Here is a 19,248-nt window from a genome sequence, read left to right as displayed (position 1 = left end):
AAAACTCTAAAACAGTTAAGTATGGTAATCTATAACCTCTACGATCTATCTTTTATTATAATGGTAAATGGTAAAGCATATACAATAAAACTTAAAATGAAGGATGTTTACATGTTAAAAACTAAATGGCTAGTGTCTATATTTAGTGCCGTACTCTTTATATCTGGGTGTAGCTATCTAAACTCTGAAGATGGAAAAAGAATACCTGTAAAAGTTGCAAAGGTTGTTGATGGAGATACGATTAAAGTACGAGTTGATGGGAAACTTGAGACTGTTCGCTTCCTCCTCGTCGATACACCAGAAAGCGTTCACCCTTCCAAACCTGTTCAGCCATTTAGCAAAGAAGCTAGTACATACACACAAGGTATACTTAAAGATGCTAATGTTGAGTTAGAACTTGGGATAGGAGAAAGAGATAAATACGGTCGCCTTCTCGCTTATGTGTTTGCAGATGGGCAAAGCGTACAGGAAAATCTGTTAAAGCACGGATTAGCACGTGTCGCTTATGTATTTGAACCAAATACAAAATATGTCGATCAATACGACCGTATTCAAAAACAAGCCCAAAAAGAAGGTGTAGGTATTTGGAGCGTAGAGAACTATGTTCAAGAAGAAGGTTATATATTTGATGAAGAAGCACAACCTGAGATAGCGACAAACCAAGAATGCACGATAAAAGGAAATATTAACTCTTCTGGAGATAAGATTTATCACCTGGAAAGTGGACGATATTATAAAATTACAAAACCAGAAAAATGGTTTTGCACAGAAAGAGAAGCCGTTGATTCAGGTTTCAGAAAATCTAAACAATAACAATAATAAAACCGCAAGTGACTATCATTGAAGTCACTTGCGGTTTTATTTGTTAACAACAGTCGTCCTGTCCGAGCATTACAAGACCTGATCCATGTTTAGAATCTTCAAAGTCTAGTTTTAATGTGGAAGTCTGTTCTTTGATTCTTGGATCAAAAGCCACTCGAATTCCGTTGATTTCTTCAATAATGTCTGAGTTTTCAGGCTCATCCAGAGCCAGGCCAAGCTTAGGACCGCCTCAGCCCATACCTGAAAAGTAAACTCTTATTCCATTGGCGTTGTTCATTTCAAGCACTTCTTCTATATATTTCTTTGCGCTTAATGTTATATCCATAACCATCACCTCTTACAAGAAGTATAACGCAGATGTGTGGTCATCGTCTAAGAAAGGGCATAATTAATTCAGTATATAGTTAGAAATGTATATCAAAGTTGTCCACTGGAGAAGGACAAAGTTTGTGAAAATGTAATTGTCTAGGGTCTGTCCCCCCCTCGCAGTTGTTTCAGCACTTGCTCGATATCTTTGGCTGTGAATCCGCAGATTTCCATCGCTTCAGACACTTTCGCAGCGATGTTTTCTTTCCCTTGGTGTTCTTTAATGCGCAGAAGCAACTCATTCACTTTTGCAGCATTATACGTTTCATGATAACTCTTAATAAATGTATCCATCTCCATTTCACTCCTTTCGTTTTATTTGCGGTAGCCATATATATGTTCTGTACATCCCTCGTTAGAATTTGTCTATGCAATTAATTGTCTGAAGAATAATAAAAAAGCCTGATACATAATACCAGGCTTTCACAGATAGATTCGAATGAATAATAATGACTATTTCTTCTTCACTTTATAAAGAATGAACAAAAAGATGACAACTACTGCTATTATCATAATACCGCGTGTATAAGGAGCTGCGATTGTTTTAATATCTTCCCAGTTGGAGCCAAGACGGCTACCCAATTCAATAAAGAAAATCGACCATGGAATAACAGCTAAGGTTGTAAACAATGTAAACTTAGCGAATGACATTTTTGCGATCCCTGCTGGAATGCTGATCGCATGTCTTACAACCGGAATAAATCGCGCAAAAAAGATGACACCTGTTCCGTATTTATTGAACCATCTCTCCGATAAATCGATCTGCTTTTTAGAGATTAGTACATACTTTCCATATTTCTCAAGAAACGGACGACCACCGTAATAGCCCATCCAATACAAGAAAAGCTGTGCTAGTGTTCCTCCGATCGTACCGGCAATCACACTCAACGTGAAGTTCAAGTGTCCCTGTGACACCATATATCCTCCATAAGATAACACCAGCTCACTCGGAATCACTTCAACCATCAAACCAAGCGCGATTCCTAAGTGTCCTAAACTCATAATCCATTCTAATAGAGAAATCACTAAATCTTTCATTATGTCTCCTTTTATGTTTTCATTGGCTGTTTACGTATTCAATGCTGCTTATGAAAGTAGTTGATTTCCGTTACAGATGCTCGCTTTCCGCGGGGCAGGCGGTGAGCCACATTCGTACGTTTCCGTATAAGTGTCTCACCTGCCCGCCTGTCCCGCAGGAGTCTCACATCTTCCACTACAATCAAAAGTCAAAGAAGGAAATAATACTTAATGCAACAACCTTTTAGGAAACAGCCTTTTGAAAATCTTTCATTTTATTCCGATAACAAAGCCAGTCCAAGCTGCTACTAATCCTAATATATATGTAAGAAACAAATACGTTAGACCTCTTTTAGCATGACTCTTTAATAGAGTAACAGCTTCGAATTGCAAGGTGGAGAACGTGGTAAGAGCTCCCAAGAACCCGGTCGCATAAAGTGAACTTAATAAATCGTCTCCCTCTTCTGCTACATACCACCCTAAAAGAAACGATCCCACGATGTTAACAGCTAACGTACCCCATGGAAAATCCCTGTTCAGGCTTTGACTAACTAAGAAACGTATAACTGCACCCAATGCTCCACCTGCAGCTACTGCTATCGTTTGTCCTATCATTGTTCTGCACCTGCTTTACTGCGTGTAATGGAACCCAATTTCATTCCAAGGTATATCGCGAAAACACCAGTAATTGCACTGGCTGCAAAATACAAGAATGCCGTCCTATAAAGCTGTTCCTCAATCAATAAAACAATTTCTGTACTAAATGTCGAAAATGTTGTAAAAGAACCGATTACACCTGTTTGCAGGGCGAGTATGAGATAGTTGTTCTGAGTTTTTTTCACACCATATATAACAAACCAGCCTAAAAGAAAACTGCCGATTACGTTTACAAAAAAAGTAGGAAAGGGAAAAGATGCTTCTGGATTGTAAAGAAAGAGACCGCACCAAAAACGCAGCAATGCCCCTACGATTCCACCCAATGCCACTGCAAGTATCTTCATTTAGGAATAATCCTCCTGTATGTACAAAAAGATTAAGACATTCAGCCTTAATCTTTCGTAACTTCTTTATTCCAGATTAAATTTGCACAATACTTGATGATGTCTCGTCTTCTAATAATTCCAATAAAATGGCCGTCATCATCTGTAACAGGTATAAAATTTTGGTCGGTAGACAAAGTAATAAGATCTTCCATGTTAGAGTTGATAGAAACAGAAATATTGTTTATACGCTGAGGTACATTCACTAACTTTGTCTTTAATACCTCATCATACCCTTTGTCAAAGGCTTCTCTAAGTTTCCATAGAAGATCGCCTTCTGTTAACGTTCCTATGTAACGGCCTTCTTCTGAGACAAGAGGCACAGAGGTGTACTTGTGGTAGGATAACTTTTCAAGTGCCTGTCTCATCGTTGCTTCTGGGTTCAAATACTTCACTTCATCTTTAGGCAACAAATAAAAAGCAATATTCATGTTAGTACGCGCTCTCCTTTTTAAGCCTGATTCACGCTTATTTAAACGCTTAGATAAAAAACACCTTCTTTATTATACCAAAAAGGACTTCTATCTGCTTTATAAATCACTACCCTTTAGAGATTCGTTTTAGACGATATATTTTATATCTACTGAAAAAACTTTAAATGTAACAAATAACATTTTACAAATCGTAATCATTACGTTTATAATAAGTAAGGATTGTTTGAAAGGAGAGAAAGATAAATGCGAATAATAAGCTTACTAAGCATAACTATATTGCTGATTCTATCAGCAGCATGCGGTAATAATAGCACATCTGATAAAAAAGAAGGTACATTACAGATCTACACGACCATGTATCCTTTAGAATATTTCACTGAAAGAATTGGAGGCAAACATGTAGACGTATCTTCTATTATACCTCCTGGTGCTGATGCACACACGTATGAACCTTCTACCAAAAAGATGGTTGAAATGACTGAAGGTGATGCTTTCGTTTACAACAAACTTGAGTCTGATGAATTCTCATCTTCTGTTGCCGATACATTAAAAGAAGAAAACATGCCGATTATCGACGGTGCTAAAGGAATATCCTACCATGAATCTGCAGAGCATGAAGGTGAAGATCATGCTGCTGAAGAAGAACATGCTCATGAAGATGAACACGCTCATGAGGAAGAAGAACATCATGATCACGGTTCGCTAGATCCTCATATTTGGCTTGATCCTGTTCTCGCACAGCAGATTGCAGATAACATTTATAACGGACTTGTAAAATTAAACCCTGATGCGAAAGATGACTTTAAAAAGAACCATGAAGCACTCATAGCCGATTTAAAAGAATTAGATTCTTCGTTTAAAACAAAAGTTGAAAACGCACCAAAGAATTCGTTCATCGTTTCTCATGCCGCATATGGCTATTGGGCAGAACGTTACGGACTAGAACAGATTGCGATCAGCGGTCTCTCACCATCACATGAGCCAAGTCAGCATCAGATCGAGAAGATTATTGAAAACGCAAAAAAAGAAAAGACTAGCTATATTTTATTTGAAGAGAACGTGAATAATAAAGTAGCTGCGATGATCAAAAAAGAAGTCGGTGCAGAAACTTTAACTCTTCATAACTTAGAGACATTAACGAAAGACGACATTAAAAAAGACCGAGATTACCTATCTATCATGAACCAGAACATTGATACACTTTCAAAAGCATTACAATAAAGCAAAAACGCCTAGGAAAAAATTTCCCAGGCGTTTTTTTAAATCGCGTCATGCATCTTAAACTGAGAGACGACTAAGTAATAATAAATGCCTTCTGCACGCATAAGCTCTGCATGACTTCCTTGCTCCATAATCTCACCGTGATCGAGAACAACGATATTATCTGCTTCTCTGATCGTAGAAAGGCGATGTGCAATGATGATGGCTGTCCTTCCATTTAACAGCGTCTTTAGGGCTTGTTGAATCTTTTGTTCAGATTCTGTATCGATACTTGCGGTCGCTTCATCAAGAATCAGAATATCTGGATCTGCAAGCAGTGCTCTTGCGAAAGAAAGAAGCTGTCTTTCACCGACCGATAAAACATTTCCTCTTTCCTCTACTTCTGTTTCATAGCTATTAGACAGTCTCTCAATGAACGCATGTGCTCCGACTGCTTTTGCTGCATTCTTAACATCTTCGTCAGAAGCATCAGGTCTTCCAAAGCGAATATTCTCTTTGATCGTTCCTGAAAAGATAAAAGTATCTTGAAGAACGACACTGACTTTTTCACGAAGACTAGCAAGATTGACGTCTTTTAAATCTTTTCCATCAATCTGTACCGTACCCCCTGTCGGATCATAAAAACGGCTGACTAAGTTCGCGATCGTCGTCTTTCCTGACCCTGTATGGCCGACCAGTGCGACTGTCTGACCACCTTGAATGGTTAGATCGATGCCATTTAACGCTTTTCGATCAGCATTATAGGAGAACTCAACGTCCTTGAACTGAATTTCGCCTTTAATTTTTGTAAACGAATAAGCATTTTCTTTTTCATGAACATTCGGTTTTTCATCTAAAAATTCAAAGATCCTCTCAGATGATGCCATCCCTACTAGAAGCTGATTGTAAACTTGCCCCAGTCGAGAGATCGGCTCCCAAAACATACCAAGATAAAAAGCAAACGTAACAAACACCCCTATTTCAAGTGCTTCACCTTGTATCAAGTAAGAACCAAACCACAATAGAATCACTGTTCCAATCGCATTGGACATTTCAACAAACGGCCTGAACAATGCGTTCTGTTGAGTCGCGGTTTTCCAGCTATCATACGTTTCATTGTTTACACCATTAAAGAAGTCCATGTTTTCTTTTTCCTGCGTGTACGATTTAGTCACTCGTATCCCTTGAATGCTTTCATTCAGATGCGAGTTAAGCTTTGCTTGTTTAATACGTACCACTTGCCAAGAGCGTCTGATCTTTTTTCGAAGACTTGTAGAGATGAAGAACATCAGCGGCAAGATCACCATGATTGCTAGTGTTAGCTCTGGGCTGTAGATGAACATGATGACGATGATACCAAACAGGAGGATGATATCCATTAATACGTTGATAACACCGTTCGTGAACAAATCTTGTAACGAGTTTACGTCGTTAATGATGCGAACAAGAATGGAGCCCGCAGAACGCTGATCGAAAAAGCGATGTGACAGACGCTGTATATGCTTGAATAGATGCTGACGTATGTCGTAGATCACATATTGTCCGAGATAATTCATCCATTTGATCCGTAATGTGTTAGCTCCCCAAGATAAGAGATAGAGGCCCGCAATCGCAACGATTAATGTTACGAGCAGGTTCGTATCTTTGTTCTTAATCGCATGATCAAACGTCAGAACACCTATAAAAATCGGAACTACAAGTCTTACTGCTGTCGATACCATCATGGCGATAATCGCTTTTGGCAACAAGTTCTTGCTATAAGGTTTCATGTATTGAAACAATCGAATAATCTGACCCCAGTTGAACGGCTTATCGATTACTTGCTCTGACGAATATTTAAACCGTGGTGTCTTCTTCGTCTGTGAACTCTTCTGCATCTTCCCTACACCCCCTGTCCGTTCATTTGAAACACTTTATCTTTGTCTTGATACTGAATATCATAAATTTTACGGTACGCTCCTGATTCTTTATCTATAAGTTCTTCATGTGTACCACGTTCGATCACTTTCCCATTTGAGAGAACAAGTATCTCATCAGCATGTTTTAAAGAAGAGATACGGTGAGCAATAATAAATGTCGTTCGGTCACTCATCACTTCTTTTAAAGCCTTTTGTATCCTGAATTCTGTCTCCATATCTACAGCGCTCGTCGCATCATCAAGGATTAGGATTGTTGGATCGATAAGAATCGCTCTAGCAATTGAGATTCTCTGTTTTTGTCCTCCAGATAGCCCAAGTCCTCTTTCTCCTAATATCGTGTCGTAACCATCAGGAAGTTCCATGATAAAGTCATGAGCTTGAGCGCGTTTCGCTGCATCAATAATGTCATCCATTTCTGCATACGGATTTCCATATGAGATATTATCTTTTATCGTTGACGAAAACAAGAACGATTCCTGTAGAACAGTACCGATATTTTTCCGAATGGTTCGTAATGAGTAGTCTTCAATTGGTTTGCCATCTATTGCGATCGTTCCTGATTCTGGGTTGTAAAACCTCGATAGAAGTTGAGTAATGGATGTTTTTCCAGAACCCGTTGCACCGATCAATCCAATCGTCTGACCAGGTTTTGCTGTAAAGGAAATATCCTTGAGTGCTTCCTTTTTCTCGTTCTTATAACGATGTGTAACATTTTCAAACTTCACTTCTCCATGAAAGCGCACCGTTTCAAGTTCACGATCTTTTCCTTCCATCTCAAGTGGTTCGTCTAACACTTCCAACAGTCGTTCTCCTGATGCTTTAGATTGTGAGAACGTGTTCATGATAAACCCTAAGTTCATGATGGGTCCCATGATGTACCAGACAAGACTAAAGAACGCCACGAGCTCACCCGCTGACAGGTTCCCCTGAATAACAAGATAACCACCATATGCAAGCAGTAAAACGACCGAAAGATTTCCGATCAATTCCATAACAGGGAAGTACTTAGCCCAAATATGAGACGTGTTTAAGTACTGAGACTTATAATCTTCATTAGACGTATCAAACTTATTAATCTCAAAATCTTCACGTGATAGCGATTTAACCGTATTAATTCCACTAATATTCTCTTGAACCTTCGTATTGAGATTCGCCATAGATTTACGAATTCCACGAAAAGCAGGATGAACTTCTTTATCAAACTTGTAAACGACAATTGCGAGGAAAGGCATCATACACAATGTGATGAGTGCTAACGGAACCGAGTAGAAGAACATGACGGAGAGACTGAAACCTATGATTAGTACAAAATTGATAAGCTGTGAAAATCCGAAAGAAAGAAAAAAACGAAAACCTTCAACATCTGCGGTTAATCTCGACATTAAATCTCCAGTCTTTGCATTGTCATAATAATCAAATGGCAGAAACTGCAGCTTTTCATATAGAGATTCACGAAGTTCATAAACAGACCGAATACCGAAAAGATCTCCATAAAACTGATGAGTGTATGTAGCTGCACCTTTTATTATCATCAGCAAAATAAAACCTATCGCAACATATGGTACTGTTGAATATTCTCCCTTTATAATGATTTCATCAATGGTATATTGTAAGACCATTGGATAAACGACTGTGATTCCAGACACTAGTATCAAAGTCAAGATCGACCAGTAAAAGTACTTTTTATACGGCCAATAAAAATCTTTTAATCTTTTAAATGTATCCAACCCCATCACCTTCCCCCTTCTAAAAATGAAAAGACAATATACATCATATAACAGAATAGTTAGAAAAAACTATCTATTTGCTCATAATCTTTACTAAAAACAAAATAAATAGTTCACTTTATTACCTTTCCTATAGTACGAAAAAAAGCCCCGATATATTCGAGGCTTTCCTTTAGCGCTTTCTTCTGAATGCGAAGAATGACACGATAGCAATCACAATCACTAAACCAATGGTTAATGGAGCAAAATAAGTTGGATTATTTGGCTTTTCTTTCTCTTCTTGATCAGTTAATGCCTTTTCATTGTTATCTTGTTTTTCTTGTTCATCATTATTTAATGTACCCTCTTCTGTTGCTTCTTCTTGTTTAGGGCGATCTACTGAGAAAGAGTAGTTCCCTTCGATCACATGACTATCAGCACCAATGATTTTATATGCAACTGTATAATTTCCATTTTCAAGCGGATTGGTAATCGCTCCAGTCATTTGATCATCTTCTACACTAATCTGAAGAGGAATCTGTTTGTCCCCATTTTTTAACGTCATCGTACTTAACGACTCAATCTTTGTAGAAAACGTTAACACCACTGCTTCAAGATCTGTTGTAACCTTCTCGCCTTCAGCAGGGGTAGAACTTTCGAGTTTTGAATGAGCAGACGCCGATAAAGGCAGTTGGAATACAATCGTAACCAATAGTACTAAGGGTAAAAGTAATTTATTCATATGCTGACTCCCTGTCACGTATTTTCTTTCTACTTTCATTAAAACAAAGAATATATGTTCTTCACAAGTATCCAGTCTTTACAAATCGTTGACACTTTCATGGTCAAACATACATTTACAGCCTATTTTGATGGAATCTGGGCTCATGCCCACTTCAATTATGAAAACAGGCATAGGATATATGGAATTAACAATTGCAAGAATTAAAGGAGGAAAAATCGATGGGTTATTCTTATGGCAATTCTTTCGCATTGGTAGTAGTGTTATTTATTCTATTGATTATTGTTGGGGCAGCTTGCTTCTGCTAATAATGAATAGTGTGAAGGGAGAAAGCCGGCCATTTGCCGGCTTTTTTCTTTTTGTATATAGGTTTTTTAACAGGGCTTTTTTCGTATACAAAGTAGTTTCCTGAACGTAGTTGATTTCCGCTCCAAGTGCTTCGCTTTCCTCGGGGCAGGCGGTAATCCACATTAGTACGTTTCACGTATAAGTGTCTCACCTGCAGGAGTCTCGCACCTTACGCTCCAATCAACAGTCAAAGAAGTAAATACAAAAAGATTTAAAAGCAACAATCCTTTAGAAAAGAGCCTTTTTAAAAAATTCGAAACCACTAAAAAAGAAAAACTCAGCATCATTCTGCTGAGTCCTCTTCACTGTCTTTTTCTACATTTCCATTAACGGTTTCTGCATTTTCACCATATTTATCTTTTAAATTCCAATATGCTTCAAGTGCTCGTTGGCCGATGTATTTGTTGATTTTTTGAAAGTTACCTTGAGGAGTTCCTTCTGGTACAACAACTGCAAACGCAATTTCTGGATTTTCAAATGGAGCATATCCGACTAATGTTAGGTTATGTTTCTCTACAATTTGGCCTGTTCTAGGATGTTTTAAAATACGTTGAGCTGTTCCCGTTTTACCAGCAGGATTATGGTATTTTTCCTCATCATCAAAGTAACTTTTTGCAGTACCACCTTGAGTGTGCATAACTTGCCAGAATCCTTGTTGAACTCTTTCTATATTCTCTTCTGACATTTCAAGTCTATTCAAAATCTCAGGCTCAAACCTCTTTAAAAGTTTGCCGCCATTTTCTGAAGAATCACCTGGTTCTCTAATTTCCCTTACTAATTGAGGTTTTACTCGATATCCGCCGTTGGCAATCGTTGATACATATTGAACTAGTTGAAGGGTTGTATATGTATCAAACTGACCAATACCTAAGTCATACAATGTCCCTGATTGCCCTTCTATTGGAGTACCTCTATACCCAGTTGCTTCATCTGGAAAATCTATACCTGTTTCAACACCTAAGCCAAATTGGCTAAACATATAACGTGCTTCATCATATGTTTCTGTCCAATGTTCGGGTCCAATTAACCGATCCATAATATTAAACATATAAACGTTAGAAGACATCCTTAAAGCATCTAAATCATTAATATAACCCATGTTTCTCCAAGATGATTTTGGTTTACCACCAGCTATCTGGAAGGGTGTATCATGTAAGACTGTTCCTCTAGAGATGACTTTCTCATGTAATCCTGCTAATACTGTTGCACCTTTGACTGTTGAACCCATCTCATATGAATTAAATAATGCTCCATATTCTTGATTAGTAAATTTTCCATCTTCATATTTTTTACCCGCTATCCCTTTGATTTCTCCTGTTTTTGGATTCATCATTACGATATAAGCTGAATTTAATAAGTCATTTCCTGGCAAAGGTTTTGCCTTTAAAATTTCTTCTTCTAAAATTCGCTCTAACTGGAATTGCAATTCCATATCTAGAGTAAGTACAATATCTTTTCCTCTTTGTCCAGCTATTGTTTTAGGCTCACCAATGGTTTTTCCAGTTTTAGGATTTGTTAAATATACAGATTTTTCTTTAGTGCCCCTAAGAACCTGTTCATATTGAATTTCAAGTCCACTAATTCCCACCTGGTCACTTCTGTCATACCCCCTAGTCATAAAATAATCCATTCGTGACTTTGGAATTTGTTTAACAGCTCCGAAAATTGCTGATCTCCCATAAGGATAGATTCTCTCTGAATCAGCCATGATATCTACCCCTGGAAGGTCACCAAGATTCTCTGAGATCACGGAAACTTCCTCGTTGTTCAAGTTGGTTTTGATTCGCTGTGCTGAATAGGCATAACCTGTATCCATCGCACGTTTGTAAGCGAGAATCTTAATATCTTTATCAGTTAGACTATTGATTTCTTCTTCTGTAATCTTATTGACGAGTGCGATGTATTGATCTTTGTCACTTAATTTCTTTTCCTTCTTGCTAAGACGCTCATCAATCATTTTTGTTACATCTTGTTTCGCGATGAAATAGTCTTTTTTATCGCGTTCTGTGATCTTTTTGATCTGATCTTCTGTAACCCCAAGGCGATCAGCTAGCCATTCTGCAATCCGCATCGTGTCTTTTGCTTTAGTATCTACTGTTTTCGTATATGTTAAAGAAAAGAAAGGTTCATTCCCTACGACCTCACGGAAGTTGCTGTCTAACAGCTTTCCTCGTGGCGCTTCTTTCCTTGCGATAACTTCTTCAACTGCTTCAGACTCTAGTCGTTTTTCCTCTCCATTAACGATCTGGAGAACACCTAACCTTAAAATCAGGACTGAGAAAAGAAAAAAGACGACCAAAAACAAGACATTTAAACGAAAGGGTACTTGCGACTTTTTCTTCTTTCTTTCCGGATCCGCTTTCGTTACCATCATTCCGCTCCTTTTGGAAATATTCCCGTTAATTTTACAATTATATTACAAAAACATCTATCTCTAGATTACTAAAAATTGCATTAAATTACTATAGAAAATTTGCCGTTTAAAAGCATATGTTAAAAATAAACTAAATTAATAATAGTTATATTTTACTATTTTATCAAAAAATGTACATTAATGTATAAAAATGTGTTAAGTTGTTTTCTGTAATATAAGAAAAGGAGAAGGATATGACATGAAAAAACATTTTAAAAAGGTAATGATTTCATTTTTCAGTTTAGCCTTTATACTAACATTTACAAGCACATTTAAAGTAAATGCTGCTACTGGTTCTTGGCATAATACCACAATTAGTGGTTGTCAAGTAAGAGTTTGGACTGATTATTCCAGATATACTAGTAGTGCTACCTCAATTGATACATATGCTGAAACAAATGGTAAATGTGGAACAATTGATTATAAAGCTGCTATCTATGTAACAGGAGAAGGACGAGTTAGTTCGGTTCAATCTGGATATTTTGCAAACAGAACACCTATTAAATACTTTTATTTTTCAAATATGCCTAATATTAATAGAGGATTTAATATTGTAGAGTCACATTTTGAATTATATAAAAATGGATCTTTTATAGGTGCAGCCTCGTCTGATACTTTAATAGTTGATAGATAATTAAATGCCTCAGCTTAAGCTGAGGCATTTTTATTTGTTAATTAGCTAGCTATAGAATTTTTTTTAATTTAAATGGCATACCAAAATAGTAGCCTTGCGCAAGCTCAACTCCGCATTTAAGTACGATTTCTGCTTCTTCTTTTCTCTCGATTCCTTCAGCAAGTACGACAGCACCTATTTCTCTTGCAACTTCAACGATCTGCTGGATCATATCTTCTTTAGAAGAATTTTCATCACAGAAAGAAATGATTTTACGGTCAATCTTCACATAGTCTGGTTTCAGCTCTTTTAATACAGAAAGTGTTGAATGGCCCGCACCCAAGTCATCTAATGCTACTTTCATTCCTTGCTCTTGATAAGCTGTTAATATGCTTTTTAAATGATTGATGTCTGCGATCTCTTCTGTCTCCACCACTTCGAAGACTAGATCGTTTGGATCTACTCCTGCCTCAGCAGCTGCTTTAAATGTTGTAGCTAGACAATGCTTTGGATCATAGATGGATGATGGAAGGAAATTGATGAATCGCTTCAATCCTGGCGCAACAGCCCCAGAGCTGTTACGAATGGAAGTCATCCTCGCATTTCCATCCAATAACGCCTGTAGACCCGATCGTTCAGCAAACTGAAAAAGTTCATACGGTTTAAATTCATTTTCCTCTGACAATGGACGAAGTAAGAATTCATATCCATAAATTTCTTCGCTCTGTAAAGAAACAATGGGCTGAGAATGTGTTGTGAAGAGCTGCTGTTGAATAATTTCATACAGATCGATATGCTTCATTCTTTCATAGAAATGCTGAAATGAAATCCAAGGTGTGAAAACACTCATTTCTTCCAATGTCGAAGTAACTGAACAATAATAGGATCCCACAGCAATGTCGTTAAATGTTTCAAGTGACTTCTCCATGAAATCTTGCAGTTCTATAAGATTTCTATATTTTGCTGATGCAACATTTCCAGAATGAATACCTTCTAAACCATGCTCTTTAAGTAAATTCATCAAACTTTCCACAAGAACGGGATGATCGGTACGGATATGAATAAAGCCATTTTCCGGAAAATCTCCTGTTGGACGACATTGTGAACATGACATATAAATAACCTCCAAAAAAGAATTGCAAACTTTTGTAAAATTTGCTATTTTATAATTCTGCGCTAAAAAATGAAAACTTCATAAAGGGGGACTTATGGTTTATTGGATTCTTTTACAAAAAAGCTTTATGCGTAACATGCAATACAAAGTGGCGCATCTGATTAATAATGCGGCGAGTGCAATCTTCGGGTTTGTTTTCATTGCAATATGGGTCGGTGTGCTGCAAGGAAAAGAGAATGAAAGTCCCTACAGTGTCCTAGATATGACCTACTACATTGCGGCTGTACAGTGCATCCTCTGGCTATCCGGTTTCTTAACGGCAGGACTCAATATTCAAAACGGCGTAAGAAATGGTGCAATCTCTTTAGAACTCGCAAGACCAACAAACTTCTTTCTATATGTTACCTCTCAAGAAGCTGGACGACTATTGTATAACTTGTTCTTTCGCTCTCTTCCTATTGGGTTTGTTTTTTCCTTAACGGTAGGCTTTTATGTTCCTCAAATCATTACAACCTATTTTTTCTTATGTATATCGATTCTGTTTGCCATGATTATTTCTATTAACTTGCATTATCTAGTAGGATTAAGTGCTTGCTGGACGACTGAGATCAACTGGGCACATTTTATGAATTTCACATTATTGGTTGGACTTGGAGGACAGCTTGTCCCTATTGATCTACTTCCAGCTCCCCTATCTACTATCACACCCTATTTGCCTTTTGCAGGAGCCATCTATTACCCTGTCATGATATTTCTTGAGAAAGTTTCGAGTGAGGTTATTCTTATCCAGCTAGTTTGGGTCGTGGTATTAACAAGTTTTAATCTCTGGCTAACTGAGAAAGCGCGCCATAAGTTAGAAATTCAAGGAGGATAATTCATGAACCTTTATCTGAAACTATTATCAGGAAGTTTGCGTTCGCGTATGCAGTATAAGATGAACTTTCTTGTATCCTCCTTATCATACGGTTTGATCATGGCGGTGGATTTTGTGCTGCTCGCAGCAATCCTGCAGCGTTTTGACGATGTCAAAGGTTGGAACCTTTATGAAGTGGGCTTGCTCTATGGAATCTCTTCTGTCGCTATTACTCTGTACAGAGTATTTTGTGTAGAGGTACATAATTTTGAACGATATATGGTCGAAGGTGAATTCGATAGTCTTCTCATCCGACCTGTCTCTCCGTTATCACTGCTTTTAACTAAGAACATAGACCTATCCCGAATAGGAGGAACGATACAAGGTGTTTTGATCCTTGTTATTTCTATTATCGGTTTAAAACTTAATAACGTTGAATTATTTCTTTTGTTAATTTATTTACCTGTAACCATCTTTTCTGGATTAGTTATTTGTTTTTCACTTGGCCTGATCACGGCAACCATTGCCTTTTGGACACAAAGGATCAAAGATTTCCAAACCTTTACTCTGTATGCTCCTTTTAATGCAGCCAATTATCCGATGAACATCTATCCCGGTTGGTTAAAAATCATTTTTTTCACTGTTATACCAGTAGGATTCATGAACTACACACCTATTCTGTTTCTATTAAACAAAGGCGGTGACCTTTGGAATCTAGCATTACCACCACTCGTTTCTATTATTTTTCTTTTCATTTCGTTACGATTCTGGAAGTTTGGCATTCGTCATTACCATAGTACAGGAAGTTGAGGAGGGCTATATATGATTCAAGCTCAGCAATTAAATAAACACTTTAAGATTTATGAAACAAAGAAAGGCTTTATCGGGTCGTTCGCTTCTCTTCTTTCTACAAAGCATCATGTGGTAAGAGCTGTAGATGATATTTCTTTTTCTGTTGAAGAGGGTGAATTCGTAGGTTACATAGGGCCGAACGGAGCTGGAAAATCCACTACGATTAAAATGTTATCAGGCATTCTTCATCCAACTAGCGGTGAAATCAAAGTGGGCGGATTAAGCCCGCAGAAAAAAAGAAAAGAAGTTGCCAAAAAGATCGGCATCGTATTCGGACAACGTACACAACTTTGGTGGGACCTCCCGTTACGCGATTCATTTGATATTTTAAAAGAGATGTATAAAGTACCTGATGAGAAGTACCGTCAGTTTTTGAAGTTATATGATGATATGCTTCAGATTGGAAAGTTTATGGACACTCCTGTTCGAAAACTATCTCTAGGGCAACGGATGCGCGGGGATCTGGCAGCAGCCATGATTCATGATCCTGACATCCTATTCTTAGATGAACCTACGATTGGATTAGATGTGAATGCAAAAACCAGTATACGAGCCTTTTTAAAGGAACTGAACCAAAACGAAAAGAAGACCATCCTGTTAACCACACATGATATGGATGATATTGAACTGTTATGCAGCCGAGTAATCGTGATCAATCACGGACAAATTGTATTAGATGGAACGCTCGCAGATTTACGTAAGAATATTGGATTGCCAAGCGTTATGGAGATTCAGTATCGTGTAAAACCAAACACGGGTGACCTTCAATTAGAAGGAATTGAAAGAATGACATGGGAAGACGAAAAGTTAATTATAGATTATGATCGCTCTCTTCTCTCTTCACCTCGTTTACTTCAAAAAGTCACACAATGGGGCGAACCGGTTGATATTCAGATGAAAGAACCAGATATTGAACAAGTTATTCAAAAGATATATTGAATGAAAAAAAGCTTGCGATAGAGGTCTGTTCCGTGACTTCTATCGCAAGCTTGCTTTTTTTAGTGGATTTTTTATTCTGCGAGCCAGCTTCTTAAGTTATCTAATTGGTTCTGGGCATCTACTCTTCCTTGTTCGTACAGAACTCCGAGGCGTTTAGGATCGCGTTCTATTCTTTTTACTATCATCTTCTCCATGGGACGTAGTACGAATAGATTTCCACTTTTCTCTTCTTTTTCTATAAAATCAAGCGTCTCATTATACTTGATGTAGCGTCCACGTAAACTTTCGTCAAGACCTGTGTATTCAGGATAGAATTTTTTCGTGACCCACGTCATTTTAGGCTTTTTCTTGCGATACCCCGCGTTTTGAGTCAGGACAACAACTCCTTTTTGGACGCCATCTTTTAAAGCTTTATGAACAGGTATAGGATCCGCAATCCCGCCATCCATCATCTGACCTCCTGCAAGCTCGACTACTGGTGCGATAAAAGGAATGGACGATGAAGCACGCAAAACATTTGAGATCTCCATCTCTTCGTAATCTTCTTTATTTAAATAAACGGGTTGGCCGGTTCTTACGTCTGTTACAACGACTACAAATCTTTCTTTCGATTGTTTAAATGCAGCGTAATCGAAGGGAACTAACCGATTTGGAAGTTCGTCAAATATAAAGTCCATGCCGAACAACCCTTTCTTCTTGAACAACCAGTTCTTATATGAAATATATTCAGGATGAGAGCTGTATTCTAGATTTACCGTGCGATTTCTTCCGTGCTGACGTGATAGGTATGATACAGCATTACAAGCACCAGCAGATGCCCCGATCACATACGGAAAATAAAGATCGTTCTCCATAAAAACATCGAGTACTCCTGCCGTATAAACACCGCGCATTCCGCCACCTTCAAGAATAAGTCCAGAGTTCTCCAAATTTGGCACCACCTATTGTTAACTACATTTATTATTTATGTTTTTAATTATATGAATAAACGACGTCTTAAATCCAGTAAAGTGATTGAAAAGATAGAAAAAAGCTTATGAGCATTTCGATGTTATGTCTTGACTATCATTCCAAAGAAATCCTAGTACTATAAAAAAGCAGCATCTCTCAGAATTTCTTCTCTTGAGATGCCGCTACTGTTTATTGAAAATATTGAGTCAAGCCTGTTGTAATACCCGTTGCGGCTTTTGTTTGAAAAGAGCTACTCTTTATCGTCATCTCATCGAACGGATTGGATAAAAAGCCAAGCTCTACTAGAATCGCGGGTTGCTTGTTCTCACGCAGAACGTGAAAGTTTCCATACCTTACATTAGCACCTTTTAACCCTGTATTAGCTTGAATCAATCCCGCGTTTACGGAGTTTGCCAATTTCAAATCCTTCTGTCCGTAGTAAAAGGTTAAGAGTCCTGAAGCACTTTTATCGGAAGCTGAATTATAATGCAAACTTACGAACGCATCAGCAAAATGGTAATGACTGATCTCCACTCGTTTATTAAGAGAGAGATACGTATTATCACTTCGAGTTAAGATTACTTTTGCACCTGCATTACTAAGCTGTGTGGCTAATAATCTCGCACTCATCAACGTCATAGCTGCTTCTTGTGTACCCGATGATCTACCTGAAGCACCTGGATCATTTCCGCCATGCCCAGGATCCACTACGATTCTTTTTCCCTTTAATCCCCCTAAGGTTGGTTTAGATGTTGAAGGACTGTTAGAAGTAGGTGGCTGTTGTAAAGCAACGAGCCATCCAGCTACCCAAGCACTTTTACCGTTTGGCAGCTTAATTTGTACCCAGTCGTTCTTCGATTGAAGAAATGCGAATTCGTCCCCTTGATTTGAATGACCTACTATTAAGTAAGCAGTAGAAGGACCTTGCCTAATATTTACGCCATCTGACATGATGACAACTTTTTTGGCTATTGAAGAAGGGGGAGCAACAGGAGGTTTCGTTGTAGGCTTAGGATTTGTTACAACTGAAGACCCACCCGTTTGTATGGATATGTATTGACTAGATACCCAACCTTTTTTTCCATCCGAAGTTTGAATGTAAACCCAACTTCCTGACTCTGACAAAATTTGTACAGCCGTATCAAATTTCAGTGAACCAATGATCGGTGAAGATAAATTTCCAGCAGATCGAAAGTTCAAATACGTTGCTGTTACTCTTCCCCACTTTCCGCTATTTACGGGTTTGGTTGCAGAAGGCTTAGAATTTGTCGGAGATGTACTTGTTTGGTTCAAAAGATAAGCACTGCTTACCCATCCTTTAATCGATCCACATGTTATTGAAGACCAATTACCTTCTTCTTTAACGATAGAAACGACGCTCCCATTCTTAAGTGAACCTACTGATTTATACTGTGTTCCTGCACCATTACGTACGTTTAGGGAAGTTGCTGTAACTTTTGCAGTTTTCTTCGTTTTGGTTTCTTTTTGAGATGGTGTAGAAGAACTGGTTGTACCATTCGATACTATGTAAGCTGAACTAACCCACGCTTTTCTATCATTAAAAGATATGTTAGCCCAACCTTTTTCGATCTTGAATACAGTAACGATTGATCCCTTTTTTAATGATCCGATCTGTTTAGATGATGAGGAAGGCTCAGTGCGTACATTTAAGCTTGTTGCGTTCACTGTAGCGGTCTGTGTTGCTGCCGAGGCAGTACTAAGTGGAAAGCCCGCGATTAAAAGGACAACGATCAAAAAGAAGCACATCACCTTAACATTCGATCTCACACGTTTCAACTCCTATTAAAATTTTCTTTACTAGCTGTACGTGTTATATCGTCATTTAAGAGGCATCCTTGACCCCTTTCACTGCGTTTTAAGAACAAAAAAAACACCCTAGCTGTAATCACTAGAGTGTT

At 38.0% G+C, this 19,248-nt stretch carries 20 protein-coding genes; 7 read left to right on the top strand and 13 right to left on the bottom strand.

The window, feature by feature from the left end:
* Positions 1–111 precede the first annotated feature (111 nt).
* On the top strand, positions 112–813 hold the full coding sequence (locus tag HU823_RS13900) for a thermonuclease family protein (RefSeq protein ID WP_144701339.1): 702 nt from the start codon (positions 112–114) through the stop codon (positions 811–813).
* A 52-nt stretch (positions 814–865) separates the two neighbouring features.
* Here HU823_RS13900 and HU823_RS22320 read toward each other — a convergent pair whose 3' ends face one another.
* The 6 genes from HU823_RS22320 to HU823_RS13870 all read right to left on the bottom strand — a co-directional run bounded on the left by HU823_RS22320 (position 866) and on the right by HU823_RS13870 (position 3,676).
* A complete protein-coding gene (locus HU823_RS22320; protein ID WP_144701341.1) occupies positions 866–1,147 on the bottom strand; it encodes an adhesin in 282 nt (93 codons plus the stop codon).
* 140 nt (positions 1,148–1,287) lie between these two features.
* Positions 1,288–1,482, bottom strand: coding sequence for a hypothetical protein (locus HU823_RS13890; RefSeq protein ID WP_144701343.1), 195 nt, complete (start codon positions 1,480–1,482; stop codon positions 1,288–1,290).
* Between the two features lie 159 nt (positions 1,483–1,641).
* Positions 1,642–2,226, bottom strand: coding sequence for a DedA family protein (locus tag HU823_RS13885; protein WP_066392783.1), 585 nt, complete (start codon positions 2,224–2,226; stop codon positions 1,642–1,644).
* Positions 2,227–2,475: 249 nt separating this feature from the next.
* Entirely contained in the window at positions 2,476–2,820 is a 345-nt protein-coding gene (locus HU823_RS13880; RefSeq protein WP_197222457.1) for a fluoride efflux transporter FluC, read from the bottom strand.
* Complete coding sequence (gene crcB, locus HU823_RS13875; RefSeq protein ID WP_197222456.1) at positions 2,817–3,206, bottom strand: fluoride efflux transporter CrcB; 390 nt, start codon at positions 3,204–3,206, stop codon at positions 2,817–2,819. The genes HU823_RS13880 and crcB overlap by 4 nt, the downstream gene beginning before the upstream one ends.
* A 47-nt stretch (positions 3,207–3,253) precedes the next feature.
* Complete coding sequence (locus HU823_RS13870) at positions 3,254–3,676, bottom strand: CBS domain-containing protein (RefSeq protein WP_066392775.1); 423 nt, start codon at positions 3,674–3,676, stop codon at positions 3,254–3,256.
* A gap of 246 nt (positions 3,677–3,922) precedes the next feature.
* Between HU823_RS13870 and HU823_RS13865 the strand changes: the two genes are divergently transcribed.
* Positions 3,923–4,900 (top strand): metal ABC transporter solute-binding protein, Zn/Mn family, encoded by a 978-nt coding sequence (locus tag HU823_RS13865; protein WP_197222455.1) that lies wholly within the window; start codon positions 3,923–3,925, stop codon positions 4,898–4,900.
* Positions 4,901–4,938: 38 nt separating this feature from the next.
* On the opposite strand, the gene HU823_RS13860 is transcribed toward HU823_RS13865, so the two are convergent.
* The 3 genes from HU823_RS13860 to HU823_RS13850 form a co-directional block, all read right to left on the bottom strand.
* Entirely contained in the window at positions 4,939–6,756 is a 1,818-nt protein-coding gene (locus HU823_RS13860; RefSeq protein WP_197222454.1) for an ABC transporter ATP-binding protein, read from the bottom strand.
* A gap of 5 nt (positions 6,757–6,761) precedes the next feature.
* Positions 6,762–8,525: an ABC transporter ATP-binding protein gene (locus tag HU823_RS13855; RefSeq protein WP_197222614.1), complete on the bottom strand. Its 1,764-nt coding sequence runs from the start codon at positions 8,523–8,525 to the stop codon at positions 6,762–6,764.
* A gap of 172 nt (positions 8,526–8,697) precedes the next feature.
* The gene (locus tag HU823_RS13850) at positions 8,698–9,246 is read right to left on the bottom strand and encodes a copper resistance CopC family protein (RefSeq protein ID WP_197222453.1); all 549 of its coding nucleotides are present in this window, start codon (positions 9,244–9,246) and stop codon (positions 8,698–8,700) included.
* 221 nt (positions 9,247–9,467) lie between these two features.
* Between HU823_RS13850 and HU823_RS13845 the strand changes: the two genes are divergently transcribed.
* Positions 9,468–9,554 carry a YjcZ family sporulation protein gene (locus HU823_RS13845; RefSeq protein ID WP_082820548.1) on the top strand — a complete coding sequence of 29 codons (87 nt, stop codon included), beginning with the start codon at positions 9,468–9,470 and terminating at the stop codon, positions 9,552–9,554.
* Between the two features lie 323 nt (positions 9,555–9,877).
* Here HU823_RS13845 and HU823_RS13840 read toward each other — a convergent pair whose 3' ends face one another.
* Entirely contained in the window at positions 9,878–11,965 is a 2,088-nt protein-coding gene (locus tag HU823_RS13840; protein ID WP_197222452.1) for a peptidoglycan D,D-transpeptidase FtsI family protein, read from the bottom strand.
* A gap of 241 nt (positions 11,966–12,206) precedes the next feature.
* Between HU823_RS13840 and HU823_RS13835 the strand changes: the two genes are divergently transcribed.
* The gene (locus tag HU823_RS13835) at positions 12,207–12,641 is read left to right on the top strand and encodes a hypothetical protein (RefSeq protein ID WP_197222451.1); all 435 of its coding nucleotides are present in this window, start codon (positions 12,207–12,209) and stop codon (positions 12,639–12,641) included.
* 49 nt (positions 12,642–12,690) lie between these two features.
* On the opposite strand, the gene HU823_RS13830 is transcribed toward HU823_RS13835, so the two are convergent.
* Entirely contained in the window at positions 12,691–13,734 is a 1,044-nt protein-coding gene (locus HU823_RS13830) for an EAL domain-containing protein (protein WP_197222450.1), read from the bottom strand.
* A 94-nt stretch (positions 13,735–13,828) separates the two neighbouring features.
* Between HU823_RS13830 and HU823_RS13825 the strand changes: the two genes are divergently transcribed.
* The 3 genes from HU823_RS13825 to HU823_RS13815 are packed head-to-tail and all read left to right on the top strand — an operon-like array spanning position 13,829 to position 16,378.
* A complete protein-coding gene (locus HU823_RS13825; RefSeq protein ID WP_197222449.1) occupies positions 13,829–14,608 on the top strand; it encodes an ABC transporter permease in 780 nt (259 codons plus the stop codon).
* 3 nt (positions 14,609–14,611) lie between these two features.
* Positions 14,612–15,397 (top strand): ABC transporter permease, encoded by a 786-nt coding sequence (locus tag HU823_RS13820; RefSeq protein WP_197222448.1) that lies wholly within the window; start codon positions 14,612–14,614, stop codon positions 15,395–15,397.
* A gap of 12 nt (positions 15,398–15,409) precedes the next feature.
* On the top strand, positions 15,410–16,378 hold the full coding sequence (locus HU823_RS13815) for an ABC transporter ATP-binding protein (RefSeq protein ID WP_197222447.1): 969 nt from the start codon (positions 15,410–15,412) through the stop codon (positions 16,376–16,378).
* Between the two features lie 71 nt (positions 16,379–16,449).
* On the opposite strand, the gene HU823_RS13810 is transcribed toward HU823_RS13815, so the two are convergent.
* Positions 16,450–17,307, bottom strand: a complete 858-nt coding sequence (locus HU823_RS13810; RefSeq protein WP_144701365.1) for a patatin-like phospholipase family protein — start codon at positions 17,305–17,307, stop codon at positions 16,450–16,452.
* A 211-nt stretch (positions 17,308–17,518) separates the two neighbouring features.
* Complete coding sequence (locus tag HU823_RS13805; protein ID WP_197222446.1) at positions 17,519–19,117, bottom strand: SH3 domain-containing protein; 1,599 nt, start codon at positions 19,115–19,117, stop codon at positions 17,519–17,521.
* Positions 19,118–19,248 lie beyond the last annotated feature (131 nt).

Source organism: Fictibacillus sp. 18YEL24, assembly GCF_015903855.1.
In the GTDB taxonomy this organism is placed as follows: Bacteria; Bacillota; Bacilli; order Bacillales; family Fictibacillaceae; genus Fictibacillus; species Fictibacillus phosphorivorans_C.
Note: the sequence above shows the minus strand (reverse complement) of the source record. Positions and strands in the feature narration are given on the sequence as shown.